General features: G+C 72.6%; 1 protein-coding gene. It reads left to right on the top strand.

What is annotated here, in order from left to right:
- Positions 1-22: 22 nt before the first annotated feature.
- On the top strand, positions 23-270 hold a 248-nt coding region (locus KVS71_RS17525; RefSeq protein WP_368874977.1), incomplete at its 3' end, for an ABC transporter substrate-binding protein.

Genomic DNA, 270 nt, shown 5'->3' with positions numbered 1-270 from the left:
CGCCGCGCTGAAGGAGCTCGCGGTGCGCCAGGCCATCCGTCTCGGCACCGACACGGCCACCCTCCTCGTCAAGGTCCTGGACGGCGAGGGCACGCTCGCGACGAGCTTCATCCCGGCGACCTTCCCGAAGTGGCACCTGTCGGACGACGACGACGTGATCGTGGGCTTCGACCCCGAGGCCGCGCAGGCGAAGCACGACGAGGCGGGCTGGGTCCCCGGCGCGGACGGCATCCGCGAGAAGGACGGCCAGCGCCTGAGCCTGCGCCTGCT

Source organism: Microbacterium sp. GbtcB4, from assembly GCF_019091465.1.
GTDB classification, from domain to species: domain Bacteria; phylum Actinomycetota; class Actinomycetes; order Actinomycetales; family Microbacteriaceae; genus Microbacterium; species Microbacterium paraoxydans.
The sequence above is the reverse complement of the archived record's forward strand: the minus strand, read 5'-3'. Positions and strand labels throughout refer to the sequence as shown.